We start from the raw sequence: 14,874 nt of genomic DNA, 5'->3' as shown, positions 1-14,874 counted from the left end.
AACAGATAATTTAGGAGTGTGCTATAGAGCCAATAGTTGTGCTGGTTTACCTGAGAGTGTTAGCTACAAGCGGTTAATGACTTTAAAAATATTCCCACATATACAACTTGAATAGTTTGAGGGTCTGCTGTGAATACAACTGACAATAAAAATCCAAGACTAGAAACACTTAGACTTCAAAACACTGTCTTACAAGAAAATATTTTAATGGTGGACGACCATCCAGCAAGCTTGCGACTTTTATCCCAGCTTTTGTCTAAGCGAGGATATAAAGTGCGGCCGACACGAGATGGCAAATTGGCTCTTAACTTTGCTCGGTCGAGTCCACCGGATTTGATTTTGCTGGACATTATGATGCCCGGTATGGATGGCTATCAAGTCTGCGAACAGCTAAAAGCTTGTCCGCAAACCAAAGATATTCCTGTGATTTTTATTAGCTCTTTAAATGAAGTTTTTGATAAAGTCAAAGCTTTTTCGCTAGGGGGGGCAGACTACATTAGTAAACCGTTTCAAATAGAAGAAGTTGTGGCTCGCGTAGAAAATCAACTGCTGCTCAGTCGGCTTTCTAAAGAACTTTTAGCAAAAAATGCCCTGCTAGAAGCTGAAATAGAAGAACGCAAGCGGATCGAAGCACAACTACGAGAAAGCCAGCACTGGCTGTCGGCAGTAATTAAAACGAATCCTAATTTATTGTACCTTTACGATTTGATAGAAGATAAAAGTCTCTATATAAACCGCGAAATTTATAGCGATATTGGCTACACATTTGAAGAAATACAGGAGATGACAGCCACATTTATTCCTAAGTTAATACACCCTGACGATATCCCTGCATTCTTAGAACAAAGAAAAAAAATTGAGACAGCAAAAGATGGCGAAAGCTTTGATTTTGAATACCGGATACAGCACAAGAATGGTGAATATCGCTGGTTTTTGAGCCGGGAGAGCGTGTTTTCCCGAACCGCGGATGGCAAACCTTGGAAAATTCTGGGAACTGCTGCTGAAATTAGCGCTCGCAAACAAGCAGAACTGGAACTTAAAACAGCTTTAGCTGCTTTGGAACGGCAAATCAAGCAAAGATTTCTGCTAGAAACAATTACTCTCGAAATTCGCTACAGCTTAAATCCGGATCAAGTTTTTCAAACAGCGGCCGCCCAAATAGGTCGAATTTTTAATGCCGATTGCTGCTTGATTCACACCTACACAGAACACGCAATTCCACGCCTATCTAATGTGGCTGAGTACAGAAAAACCGCATCCCAATCGCTTTTATATCTACAAATTCCTGTACATGGGCATCCTCACGTTCAATTTGTATTATCCCAAGATCAAGCTGTAGTTTCTGATGATGTTTTTGCCGAACCGCTGCTAGAAAATGTCAGAAATTTGTGTTTTCAAATAGGTTTGAAATCGATGATATCCATCCGCACTTCCTACCAGGGAAAAGCTAACGGAATGATATGTTTGCACCAGTACGATAGCCCCCGCCACTGGACGCAAGATGAGAGGAGATTATTAAAAGCTGTAGCGGCACAAATGGGAATTGCTAGAGCTCAAGCCAATCTTCTCGAACAAGATAAACAACAACGACTTAAACTTCAACAAAGCGAAGCTAGTCTCGCAGCCGCCCAGAAAATTGCTCATATCGGCAGTTGGGAATTTGATTTAGTCACCAATAAAATTACTTGGTCAGAAGAAGTATTCCGCATTTTTGGTCTTGACTCAAGCGCAACTGAACCGAGATCTGCCCAACTTTTAAAGATGTGTCATCCCGACGACAGAGAATTATTTCAACAAACAGTCAGCCTGACTATCTCACAAGGAATTTCTTACAAAAAAGAGTTCCGATTTTTGCATCCTAGCGCTCAAATTATATACGTCGAAGGAAGGGGAGAAGCTGTTTTTAGCGAAACCGGGGAAGTAATCAAACTGTTGGGAACAGTGATGGATATTAGCGATAGAAAACAAGCAGAAGCAGCTTTGCAAATTAGCGAAGAACGTTTTTATCTGGCATTTGAAGGCAGTGCCATGGGCTTGTGGGATTGGAATCTTGCCACGGGAGAAGTCTATTTTAATCCGCGGTGGAAAATGATGCTGGGGTATGAAGTAGAGGAAATAGCAAATACTTTTGCATCCTGGGAGCAACTGGTACATCCACAGGATTTGTCTCCGGCTAAAGCAGCGCTAAATGCTCACCTGGAAGGCAAAAATCCTACTTACGAAGTGGAATTTAGGATGCTGACCAAATCCGGCGAGTGGAAGTGGATTTTAGCTCAAGCAAAGGTGATGGAACACGATGCTTCGGGAAATCCTTTACGGATGACGGGCACGCATATTGATATTAGCGATCGCAAACAAGCCGAAGCAGATTTGCAATTTAGCGAACAGCGAGAACGAGAAAAAGCGCAACAGTTAGAACAAACCCTGGAAGAACTAAAAAAGGCTCAATCCCAGCTCATTCAAGCCGAAAAAATGTCAAGTATCGGGCAAATGGTAGCGGGAGTGGCTCACGAAATTAATAACCCCGTCAACTTCATCTACGGCAATATTATTCCCGCCGCACAGTACGCTCGCGATTTGCTAAAAGTGATCTATTTATACCAGCAACACTATCCCCAGCCAGTTGCGGAAATTGACGAAGAATTGGCAGAAATCGAAGTAGATTTTATCGCTGAGGATTTCCCCAAAATCCTGGCTTCAATGCAAGAAGGTGCTAACCGAATTAAGCAGATAGTGCTGTCGTTGCGAAATTTTTCGAGACTCGACGAAACAGCTCGCAAAGTAATAGACATTCATGAAGGGATAGAGAGCACTTTGGTGATTTTGCAGCACCGATTGCAGTCACAGGTAAAACGTGGGGAAATTCAAGTCATTAAAAATTATGCCAAACTGCCAAAAGTCGAGTGTTATCCGGCTCAATTAAACCAGGTATTTATGAATTTGCTGGTGAATGCGATCGACGCTGTGGAAGAGTCATCAGCAAACTGTACTTGCAAAGTTAATCAGATTCGCATTGTTACTGAAGTCAGCAGCGAAAATCAAGTGTGTGTGCGGATTTCTGACAGCGGGCCGGGTATCCGTCCCGAAGTTCAGTCAAGGATGTTTGACCCGTTTTTTACTACAAAACCGATCGGCAGCGGCACTGGTTTGGGGTTATCGATTAGTTACCAAATTGTTAAAGACACCCACGGCGGTAAGTTGGAGTGTCATTCAGAAGTTGGCCGAGGAACAGAATTTGCGATCGAACTGCCGATTTCGCAAAAGTTAAAATTTGAAAGTTAGGATAAGCTGTTAAATCATGTGCGGTAAATTAACCATAATTATTGTAGGGGGCGGTTCACCAACCATCTATAATATAAGCCAAAGATGAGCCTAAACCCGCTCCGACCGTAAGAGTTGGGGCAATTCAACGGAGCTCATATTAATCGTCTCTCAGAGCCTATTTTAGAGTGCGTCATAACCTGAGATTTTCTCCAGTATTTCTTGCCAACGGTCTGCCATTTAGTGTAATCTCATCTTAAACATGATATAATTAAGAGTTAGCCTTTTGAGGCTCCAGAGGTTGGGCTGCTAAAATTAGTAGTGAATATTACAGTTGCTATTATACAAACTCTGTCAACATACGTCTGCTGTAGCGTCTACCAAATTTTAACTGAATTATGACTGACTCAATTCGCTTCCTCATGTGTGCTCCCGACCACTACGATGTGGATTACGTGATTAATCCGTGGATGGAAGGAAATGTGCACAAATCATCGCGCGATCGCGCCGTCGAACAGTGGGAAAAACTTTACCACGTCCTCAAAGACAACGCCGTTGTAGACCTCGTACCGCCCGAAAAAGGCTGGCCGGATATGGTTTTCACCGCCAACGCAGGCTTACTTTTAGGCAATACCTTCGTCCTCAGCCGTTTCTATCACAAAGAACGACAAGGCGAAGAACCCTATTTCAAAGCATGGTTTGAAAGCAAAGGTTTCACCGTGCACGAACTCCCGAAAGACTTGCCGTTTGAGGGCGCTGGCGATGCTTTGCTCGATCGCGAAGGACGCTGGTTGTGGGCCGGATACGGCTTCCGTTCCGAACTCGACTCGCACCCGTTACTAGCAAAATGGCTCAACATTGAAGTGCTTTCGCTGCGTTTAGTTGACGAACGTTTCTATCACCTAGATACCTGTTTTTGTCCTCTGACAGGTGGCTATTTGCTCTACTATCCAGCAGCATTTGACTCCTACTCCAACCGCTTAATCGAAATGCGAGTTGCGCCGGAAAAACGCATTGCTATTGAAGAAGCCGATGCCGCAAATTTTGCCTGTAATGCGGTCAATATTGACAAAGTTGTGGTAATGAACAAGGTTAGCGAAGCCTTAAAATCACGCATTACTAAGGCCGGTTTTCAAGTAATTGAAACGCCGATGAGCGAATTTCTGAAAGCGGGCGGCGCCTGTAAGTGTTTGACGCTACGGGTAACGGAACCGGTGCAAGAAGATCGATCGGCAAATGTGATGGTAGAAAGCCGCACAATTCGCATGGAAGGCCACCTGCTCGATGCCGGTTTAATCAGTCGTGCTTTAGACTTAATTATCGAAAACGGCGGCAGTTTCCAAGTGCTCAATTTCAATTTAGGAGAGCAGCGGCAAAGCACATCATCTGCAGACGTTAAAGTTTCGGCTCCTTCCCACGATGTTATGGAAGAAATCATGGGAATGCTGATTGACTTGGGTGCAGTGCCGCCACCACAAGAGATTTGCGACGCTATTTTAGAACCTGTAGTGCAAGATGGTGTCGGTCCAGACGACTTTTATGTAAGTACAATTTATCCCACAGAAGTGCGGGTAAATGGTCAGTGGGTGAAAGCGCAAAATCAGCGGATGGACGGTGCTGTTGCTATTACTGAAACTGCTGACGGCCCAGTGGCTAAATGCAAATTATTGCGCGATTTAAAAGTAGGAGAAAAAGTGGTTGTTGATGTGGTCGGCATCCGCACCATCCGCAAAACAGAATCGCGGGAACAGCGCAATTCTCAAGAATTCAGCTTTATGTCCGGCAGCGTTTCTAGCGAGCGCCGCGTAGAATTGGTGGTGGAACAAGTAGCCTGGGAATTGCGCCAAATTCGCGATCGCGGTGGCAAAGTTGTAGTTACCGCTGGGCCTGTTGTCATCCACACCGGCGGTGGCGAACATTTAGCGCATTTGATTCGCGAAGGTTACGTACAAGCGTTGTTGGGCGGAAATGCGATCGCAGTTCACGACATGGAACAATCGAATATGGGAACCTCTTTAGGGGTTGACATGAAACGTGGCATAGCTGTGCGCGGCGGACACCGACATCACTTGAAAATAATTAACGCTGTGCGGCGTTACGGGAGTATTGCAAAAGCTGTTGAAGCAGGCCTGGTTACTAACGGTGTGATGTACGAGTGCGTCAAGCATAATATACCGTTTTCTCTTGCCGGTTCGATCCGCGACGACGGGCCACTTCCTGACACGCAAATGGATTTAGTTAAGGCTCAAGAAGAATATACTGAGCTGTTACGAGGTGCGGATATGGTGTTAATGCTGTCGTCTATGCTGCACTCAATTGGTGTGGGAAATATGACGCCGGCTGGTGTGAAGATGGTGTGTGTAGACATTAATCCGGCGGTGGTGACGAAATTGAGCGATCGGGGTTCGATCGAGTCTATTGGAGTTGTTACCGATGTGGGATTGTTCCTAAGTTTGTTAGTTAATCAATTGGATAAATTGACCAGCCGCCATCATGTAACTCAATCTGTTTAGATTTAGCTAGTCTACTCGTTACCAGGCTTTACCTGGTAACGCAGATGCGGAGGCTCTGCCTCCACTTTTACCTATTTGGTGAATTCGCCCCTTAATCGGCTGCAACTTTGATATTCCAATAAAAAACCTCAGACCCGCAAGCCTGAGGACCGGAGTTCCTGAAAATCGTCACTTCTTACTATTGTCGCCAACCAACACCACAACATACAAGAGGGGTGTAACCCAGCACGGCAGCTTCTGGCAGACAGAGATTGCTTCGTGACTCCGAAGGCGAAAGCAATTTTTAATTCAACACTTCACGAATGCAAAACAATTCTTCTGGCCATTTCTCAGATCTGGGTTGATAATTTTTCTTTAGGATGGGCGTCTGTCCTCGATCGCAATATAAGGAGCACCGTGAGTCCCCGTATATATTTGAGTCGGGCGGTAAATGCGGTTTGCCTCTAGTTGTTCCTTCCAGTGGGCCAGCCAGCCAGCAACGCGGGCGATCGCAAAAACCGGCGTAAACAAGTCGAGCGGAATTCCCATTTTTCGGTAAACCAGACCAGAATAGAAATCTACATTTGCATAAATTCCTTTGTGACCCAATTTCTCCTCAACCACTTCTTCCAACTTGATAGCAATGTCGTAATAATCGTCGTGGCCGAAGTTCTCAAACAACTGTTCCGCTAACCTCTGAAGAATAGTTGCTCTCGGATCTTTCACCTTGTAAACTCGGTGACCGAAGCCCATGATTTTGTCCTTGTTTTCAACGCACTTCTCGACAAAAGGTCGCACGTTTTCTACCGAACCAATTTGCTCCAACATATCAATCACTTCTTCATTAGCTCCCCCGTGCAGTGGCCCCGCCAAAGTGCCAACTGCTGAAGCAATCACTCCGTAAGGGTCTGTCAGCGTCGAAGCTGTTACCATTGCCGAAAATGTAGAGGCGTTAATTGTATGTTCAGCGTGGAGAGTCAGACAAGTGTCAAAAATTCTAGCTAACAGGGGATCGGGTTCTTGCTCGTTGAGCATATAAAGAAAGTTAGCCGAGTAGTCCAAGTCATCCCTCGGCCGCACCGGGTCATTGCCCCGTCGCATTTGCTGGAACGCCGCCACCATTGTGGGAATCTTAGCTAGCAGCCGCACGACAGCTTCTCGAATGTATCCCTGGTTGGGCAGAGCTCTGCGGGAGTAGAACAAGCCCAAGGCGGCCGCTGAAGCTTGCAGGGCGTCCATGGGATGTCCTCTTTCTGGAAAGCATTTCATCATGTCGCGGATGCGATATTTGATCCGGCGGTGATAGCGAATTTCATGCTCGAAAGCTTCTAGTTCTTCCTTTGTCGGAAGTACACCCCAGATCAATAAATATGAAGTTTCAAGAAAGGAACTTTTCAATGCCAGTTCCTCGATGCTAATCCCGCGATATTCCAGCAACCCTTTTTGTCCATCGACGTAGCTAATGCTGGACAAGGTGGCGGGAACACCTTCTAAACCTGGTTTGAATTCGCCGACGACCATTGCGATACCGTTTTGTGTGAGTTCAATCTACATAAAAGTACATTACCAGAAACCAAGATAGTGTCGCAGTCTTGACAAATAATCATTTAATTGCGCTTGGGAAACCGAGTTTTTCAACAGACAGCCCGATCGCACCGCTGCATATTGTCGCCCCTTTTTCCCGGTTTCACCGTCCCCGAATGCGCTTTTAAGAGGGCTGGCGGGTCCTGTTAATGTCGGGGCAGTTCGCTGTTTCTAGTGCAGCAAAAACTTGGGCGGAGTTAGCCAAAACATTTGGCTGCGGCCCACTGGGGAGCCGGTTTCCGGGAGGATTAAGCCGATGATACCTGCTTTTTTGAGAATCAGGGCATCTTGCGATCGAGCCCAAAGCAAAGTTTCTGCCCAGTGGCCTAAGTCTGGTTGGTGGCCCACCAGGGCCAAGCTGCGGCTACCTATTTCCTGCCACTGTTTGTACCACTCCAGCCAGTTTCCGATGTCTCCTGAAGGTGCGAGGGTGGCGGATTCTTCTATTTGGGAACTCAAACCGACTGTTTGCAGGATTTTGGCGGTTTGCTGCGCCCGCAGTAGGGGACTGGTAAGAATCAGGTCAAACTGAATTTCGAGTTCGTACAGCCGTTGGGCAATTTTCCTGGTTTTACGATCGCCCTCTTTAGTCAGCGGGCGTTCTGAGTCTGTATCATATTCTTCGGGTGCGGCTGCGATACCGTGCCGGATCAGGTAAATAACCATATATCAATACTTCCAGGCATTGGGGCCCGTTTTTCTAAGATATCTCTAGGATATACCTACCTTTTGCCTATTCTACAACTGCATTGAAATCTGCCGGCGTCATCGGGTTTGCGCTTTTGTAGCGATCGCGCCCTTGTCGTTTCGCATCATATAATGCTCGATCGGCGACGGCAACGAGTTCATCCGGTGATGTTCCCAAGCAGGGAATCACAGTCGCAATTCCCATGCTAACAGTCACGATCGCGCTCACATCAGATTGCTCGTGAGGAATTGCCAAATGTCGGATTGCCTGACGCATCGACTCAGCAACCGCGATCGCCCCTGCAGCATCCGTACTCGGCAGGATAGCAGCAAATTCTTCGCCCCCATAGCGCACAAACAAATCGGTAGAACGTTTAACCGCGGCTGCTGCGGCTTTGGCTACTTGCACCAAACAAGTATCCCCAGCTTGATGTCCGTAGCAATCGTTATATCGCTTGAAATAATCTACATCCAACATAATCAACGAAAGCTGTTGTTTCCCCTGCATCAGTCGGTACCATTCCGACTGCAATCGCTCATCAAAACAGCGGCGGTTTGCTACTTGTGTTAACCCATCTGTCGTAGCAATTAATCTTTCTTGTTCCGCCCGGTGTCTGAGCATCTCCTCTGCCCGTTTCCGTTCTGTAATATCAGCAAAAGTCGTCACTACTGCATAGGGTTGAGACTGATTGAGATGGAACAGCGGTTGAGAATTAATCGAAATCCAAGTCAGCGTTTTATCTGATTTGTGAATGCCCATCACCACATTCGATCGCCCCTGTCCCGTGCGCAGGGTGAGGATTGCCGGATGCTGTTGGCCCGGGAACGGTTGGCCATCCTCCCGAACGATTCGCCAGTCTAAATCTACGGATGTGCGCCCCATCATTTGCTCCGGGGTCAGCCCGAGAATTCTTTCGGCACTAGCATTACACGCAGTAATTTGTCCGTTTGCTAGCTGGAGTACGACACCTTCTGTCATGCTGGTAATCACAGAACGGTAGCGTTCCTCACTTTCCTGTAATTGACTCAGGAGAATGTTTTTGGCATCAAACTCTGAAGCCAGATGCAGGCTGCTTGCCAGAAACCCGGCCATCAGTTGTAAGGTCTGGATATCTGACTCTGTAAAGGCAGAGGGTTTAGCTGAAAGCACTTTTAAGACCCCAACCCGATCGTCCTGATAGAACAAGGGAACAACCACCATTGACCGCAGACCAATGCGCCCACAGGCAGCCCGATCCACCCGTGCATCGGTTTCTGAATCCTCGCAAAGCATGATTTGACCGGTCGCAATACATTTTCCCGATAAACTTGTCCCTACTTTGAGCCGTAATCCAACATAGGCGCTGGCGATACCGCTGGCTGCCCGATACACCATTTCATCCCCTTCAACCATTTCAATCACTGCTCCATCGGCGCGGGTCAAATCTTGAGTCCTCTCTGCAATCACGGCCATGACTGCATCGAGATTGGGATTGCGGATGGCGATTTCCTGTTGGGTAGCAATCACTATACCCAGACGCTGGAACTCTACTTGTAATGCTGCTTCTGCTTGCTTGCGATCGGTGATATCCTTCATAAAGCAGTGATGCCCGATCGAGCGCTCCTGCGAGTCGTAGGCTGCCAACATCACCCATTGCTTGTAAAAAATCGAACCATCTTTCCTGATACCCCGGGCCTCAACCTCCACTCGGCCCTCGGCTAGCATTTTTTGATAAGCGACCATCATCCTGTCGCAGTCTTCGGGATGAACTGTTTTCTGCCAATTCATACCAACCATTTCTTCAGGCTGATAACCTGCTATATTCGCGTAGGCTTGATTAACGTTGATGTACCGTCCGAAAATATCCAGCCGCGAGATGCCCTCAACGGCATTAGCAAGAGCTGTACTTAATTCTCTGAGTTCTGTTTCTGTCTGGACAAGATCCGTAATGTCTTGGGATGTACCAAACAACCGAATGACTTTTCCCTCTGCATTGAGTTGAACCTGTCCTCTGGCTTCGGTATGGCGGATAGAACCATTCGGGCCCACGATTCTGAGGCGCAATAGATAAGGCTGCCCGTGAGTGAGCGCTCGTTGAACTACCAGGTGTAGCTGTTTGGCACTTTCGGGATGGTAAAGCTGCAGGTTTTCTTCATAGGTAGGTTCGCCTAGGGCGCTGGATCGTCCCACAATCTCAAAGAGTTCGGGAGACCAGGTAATTTTACCCGTAATTACGTCCCATTCCCAGTTACCGATCTGGGCAACCCGCTGGGCTTCTGACAACCGGGTTTCACTCTTTTGCAGGGCTGTTGCTGTCTGCTGGCGGTCGGTAATGTCCTTTTCATTCACGAGCAACATCGGGTTGCCGGTTACCGGGTCGTCGGTACACCGCACGTCCATCCTATGCCAGCGAATTCCCGCCAGAGTAATCACTTGAGCCTCCGTGCTAAATACCTCACCGGACTTAAGAACTGCCATTGCTCGCTCTCCTAGCTGAGAGTCAACAAAGCGACTCACAAAAGCATTATCTGTCGCAGAGCCAGGGTGCAGCGCCTCCCCGTAACAGCGCAAGGCCGCCGGGTTTTGCAGCAGCGGCACACCTTCGAGGCTGTACAGCGAAACCATCAGCGTGGTGTGTCGGATTGCCTCGATCGATCGCAGGGTTTCTGGTTCGATTTGATGAGCGGTTTCGACCTTACCCTCGACCAGGATTGCCAAACGCCCGCTATCAATCCTGATGCCCGAGCACCGACAGCCGACAGAAACAGACTCACCGCCCGGGTAAAACGTCCACTGCTCGGACAAGGTTTGGCCTTGCTCAAACTGCTGTAGATAGCTCTGCAAGCGAATCCGAGTACACTCTGACAACATATCCCTAAAGTTGTGGCTCGCGAGTTGCTGCCGCGTCGAAGCATTCCACAGGTACAAGGAAGCTTGATTTGTCCACCGGATTTGCCAATCCTCCATATCAAATATCCAGATCGGGTTTTGCAACAAGTCAAAGGCTTTGAGGTGGACAATATCGCCGCTCAGGGAACAGGCAAACTCTGGTTGTAGACAATTTTGATGATTGATTCTTGGCGCGCTTTCTGTATGGGGATCAGTTTGATTCGGTTCTGTTTCGAGTTCCGGCGGTTGATTTGGCCCGAACACTGGGCGGTGAAATCCCAAGTGCCACATCCTCAACCCGATGTGCATTGCAACCTGTTGCAGGATCTGAACGTCGAGAGGTTCCCACTGACGCGGACTTCGGCAGTGATGAGCAATCAACAGTCCCCAAAGCTTCCGAGATTGCTGCTGTTTGCCATCTAGCAAGATTGGCGCAACTAAATTTGCGTGAACTTGGAGGCGATCGAGCAATTCGACATCACAAGCTTGAAGAGAACCGCTGTGAGTATCAGAAATGCTGTTCGTTTGTCCCTGGCTGTAACGCTCTACCCAGGTAGCTTCACAGCAAGGAGCATAAATCTGTTTTCCTAGGATTCGCAACCACTGGGCATCAACGGATTCCGCAAATACTACGCCATCTCTATGGGATAGGAAGCGATAAATAATTACGCGATCTGTTTGCAGCAGCACCCTGGTTTCTTCTAGCGCACATTGCAAAATTGTCTCCCGATCGCCGACCTCGTTGATTTGAAGTGCAATTTCTGAAATTTTTTCTAGAATTTTCTCTAACGAGCTAGAGAAAGTCTGTTTTGTAGACATCTCCGTGTTCCTTTTTCTGTTAAGCTATTTTCTAGTATTCTACCTCGCAACAAATAAATATAATAATTTGTTTTTTCTCGTATAAATCCCTGGCTTAGGTTAGGAATAAAACCCAATATATAGGTTGTAATCCAGAGTTTTTTGAAAAAACGCAATTCCTGATTTTATGTTATTTAGTCAATAGTTTAGGTGTTTCGGTATTATTTTGCTTGTTCTCAATCGTTTTTTTGCTGATTATTATCTAAAATATCCTGCACCCACTCTAATAAATTATGATTGATTTAGCGAATTTATAAGGAAATATAAAAAAATTAACCCAGTAAAAGAGTTATAATTTAAGAATTATGTTGTGAAGTTTAGTAAACTAAAGCAAACTAAATTTTTCCCCATACCTGGCTTTTTTACGAATATACTTCGTTGCATCCCTTGACAATAGTTAAAATACCCGGTTTCTTGGGTGTGTATTTTTGGGCCAGAGGAGAAAATTTATTACTGTTAGTCCTAGAGGGATAAACCGGGTTTTTCAACCCCTTTACTTCGTTCAAACTGACATCTTGCACCATTTTCAATAAGCTTTTTATGCGCGGGTTTTCCTGCCCAACCCCTACTCCCCACAAGAAAATTTAATTTTTGTGGAACAGGCCGGAAAGCCTGTTCATGACAGAGGTGGACTGGGCGTGAGTTCAAACCCTCAATAAGAGTTAAAAAACCCGGTTGATGAGAGTTGGAGTGCGGGCAGGACTGATTGCCAAGTTAAGATTTTGCTCGGAATGATAAAAAAATACGGCAAAACCTGGTAGCAACCGGAGGTCGAAAAGCGATCGCTTTCCCAGACGGTTGCTGGAATCAACACCGCACCTAGAAACTCCCGAGTTAATGGTCGTAAACAGGATTATCTTTAGGACTAATTAAATTAAGCAATTTTTGCTTAATCTGAGCATCAAATACTTCCCATTTTAGCCTTGCATAATCGCTCTTCTCATTCCCACCAGAAAGAAATCCCACCGGAATTTCAAAACCTCCTGCTTGACTTCTGCCGCCACCAAAAAAGCGTCCTTGAGCATCTTGACCGAAGGCTTCTTTAATGAATTCGTCGGGGTCGAGAGTAAGTTTATTAGTTCGCAGCGAGCCAATTACTACTTCAATTTCTTCGTCTTTGTCGTGAACAATTGCGTAGACAACGGCTGTGTGTACGTTCTCTTCTGTTACTAAAAAGTCCGCCGCTTGGGGAATAGAATCGCGATCGTCATAGCGGAGGTAGCCGATGCCGGCAATCGAAAAATTGTTCTGGACCGTGCGGTGTTTGAGCGATCGCTCGATCGCGTCCATCACCCACTTAGAACGAGACGACTGCAACACCGCATTCAGCAACTGGGGGTCGTAAAATCGGCTCAAATAAGCCGCAGCTAAAAAGTCTTCCTCCTGAGCTTGTCTGAGGGCGATCGTATCCGATCGCAAACCGTGCATCAAAGCTGTAGCGCACTTGATGTGGAGACTGACGCTGGCGTCGAGAGTTAACAGTCCAGACTGTAAATACTCGGCAAAAATCGTGGCTGTAGCGCGGATTTGAGGGCGCAAATCGATAAATTCTGCGTTCATTTCCCCCTGCAAATTGTGATGGTCGATGACGGCGGCGATCGGAACTCCAGCGGCTAAAATAAACTGGGTTAAGCTACAAGTCGTCCCTTGGTTGTCGATGAAAGCGCAGCCCTGAAACACCGACAAATCCTTAGTTTTTACTGTTTCCAGGGTCCACCGCTGCAACGGCAACCCTGTCAATTTAACTAAGGCAATGTTTTCTTGGTGGCTGAGGGCGCCGGCGTAGATAATCTCGCATTGGATATCGTACTGTTCGGCAATTAATTTGTAAGTCCAAGCGCTTGAAAGTGCGTCGGGATCTGGAAAATCTTGCAGCAAGATTAACTGGCGAGTGCCTTTGTGCCGATCAAACATTTGGCGCAATTGCTCGACTTTGCGATCGTGCAATTCCTCGCGGAGACGGCCGCGATTCTCTTCAGAAGCAACTTCGGCTTTGCTGCGCCGTTTCCCAGGCGCACTCACTCCGGGTACAGCCTCGCTGCTGGCCTCAAGTTCACCTTCGCGGTTGCCGGATGTTTCATCGGAATTGTTAGGGAGATGGTCTTTCATCTTTGAAAATTAACAATTTAACTATTTCAGGATTTGCACGACATTCGATCTTAAACCCGGCTTCTTTGTAGATGCCTGTTTGTCAAAGCCCATACTTTTTACGACAAACCTGATTTAAGAGCGTAAATTTTCTGTTTACTTTTTTAAATCATGCAGAGAGTGTGTGTTGCCAGGAACCAAGCAATCTCATAACTAATAACTCCCGCAAAAAACCCCCGCGCTTGCGCTGACAGGGGTTTTAAAGGCCTATTACATATTTTTGCCATTCTTTGTGCATACCGCTCTTAACGTGTTTAGTGACTTCAAAATAAAGACCGCTGTGAGGTTTCCTAGGCGGATAGCGCAGCGACATTCCCGCTTCTTTCGGCGTGCGGCTGCCTTTATTGACATTGCAGCGCACGCAAGCGGTGACGAGGTTTTCCCAACTGTCCCCTCCCCCGCGCGATCGGGGAATTACATGATCGAGGGTTAAATCCTCCCCCGTATAACTGCAGTATTGACAAGAGTGTGCATCCCGGTGCAAGATGTTCCGGCGGGTCAGCGGAATATCCTTATAGGGAACTCGGACATAATGCCGCAGTCGGATCACAGTTGGTAGCGGGAAGTTTGGCGCAATAAATTTCCCGTTGTGTTCTACCTGTTCTGCTTTTCCTTTCAGCAACAAAACTACCGCCCTTCGCCAATTGGTGATGTTAAGGGGTTCGTAGGAGGCGTTCAGCACCAGAACATTGCCCATTGTTGATTATTAAAGAGAATATTTTTTTCGATATTAACACAGGTTCCACTTTAGGTGGGACGGCTTCAGCAAGAGCGAGGCTCAGCAAAAAACGCTGAAAAACCGCACCTTTACCCTATTCCTTTGCGCCTGCGCCCCCTGTGGCTGCACCTATTTTCTGCCGTCCGTGTTTCTCAGCGAGCATTGTTCCCTGAGTTTTGGCGTAGATGAGGCCAGTGCGTGCGATCGGCAAAAATTGGCAAAATAAATTTTATTTTTTTCTCTAAATGCCTAATCTT

7 protein-coding genes are annotated in these 14,874 nt (G+C 46.8%); 2 read left to right on the top strand and 5 right to left on the bottom strand.

The features are described from left to right. The first annotated feature begins 129 nt into the window (after positions 1 to 129). The gene (locus tag QUB25_RS22325; RefSeq protein ID WP_333186218.1) at positions 130 to 3,282 is read left to right on the top strand and encodes a PAS domain-containing protein; all 3,153 of its coding nucleotides are present in this window, start codon (positions 130 to 132) and stop codon (positions 3,280 to 3,282) included. A 377-nt stretch (positions 3,283 to 3,659) separates the two neighbouring features. Further along, on the top strand, positions 3,660 to 5,774 hold the full coding sequence (gene argZ, locus QUB25_RS22320; protein ID WP_333041679.1) for a bifunctional arginine dihydrolase/ornithine cyclodeaminase: 2,115 nt from the start codon (positions 3,660 to 3,662) through the stop codon (positions 5,772 to 5,774). 354 nt (positions 5,775 to 6,128) lie between these two features. Here argZ and QUB25_RS22315 read toward each other — a convergent pair whose 3' ends face one another. The 5 genes from QUB25_RS22315 to QUB25_RS22295 all read right to left on the bottom strand — a co-directional run bounded on the left by QUB25_RS22315 (position 6,129) and on the right by QUB25_RS22295 (position 14,596). After that, positions 6,129 to 7,274 (bottom strand): citrate synthase, encoded by a 1,146-nt coding sequence (locus QUB25_RS22315; RefSeq protein WP_333186215.1) that lies wholly within the window; start codon positions 7,272 to 7,274, stop codon positions 6,129 to 6,131. A 234-nt stretch (positions 7,275 to 7,508) separates the two neighbouring features. Further along, positions 7,509 to 8,003, bottom strand: coding sequence for a phosphohistidine phosphatase SixA (sixA, locus tag QUB25_RS22310; RefSeq protein WP_333063265.1), 495 nt, complete (start codon positions 8,001 to 8,003; stop codon positions 7,509 to 7,511). A 67-nt stretch (positions 8,004 to 8,070) separates the two neighbouring features. Further along, positions 8,071 to 11,712 (bottom strand): diguanylate cyclase domain-containing protein, encoded by a 3,642-nt coding sequence (locus tag QUB25_RS22305; protein WP_333186213.1) that lies wholly within the window; start codon positions 11,710 to 11,712, stop codon positions 8,071 to 8,073. 873 nt (positions 11,713 to 12,585) lie between these two features. Further along, on the bottom strand, positions 12,586 to 13,860 hold the full coding sequence (locus QUB25_RS22300) for a bifunctional oligoribonuclease/PAP phosphatase NrnA (RefSeq protein ID WP_333186209.1): 1,275 nt from the start codon (positions 13,858 to 13,860) through the stop codon (positions 12,586 to 12,588). 238 nt (positions 13,861 to 14,098) lie between these two features. Continuing rightward, positions 14,099 to 14,596 carry an HNH endonuclease gene (locus QUB25_RS22295; protein WP_333186205.1) on the bottom strand — a complete coding sequence of 166 codons (498 nt, stop codon included), beginning with the start codon at positions 14,594 to 14,596 and terminating at the stop codon, positions 14,099 to 14,101. Between the last annotated feature and the right edge of the window lie 278 nt (positions 14,597 to 14,874).

It is taken from the genome of Microcoleus sp. B3-D7, assembly GCF_036705305.1.
In the GTDB taxonomy this organism is placed as follows: domain Bacteria; phylum Cyanobacteriota; class Cyanobacteriia; order Cyanobacteriales; family Microcoleaceae; genus Microcoleus.
This window is presented reverse-complemented; position numbering and strand designations above follow the sequence as displayed.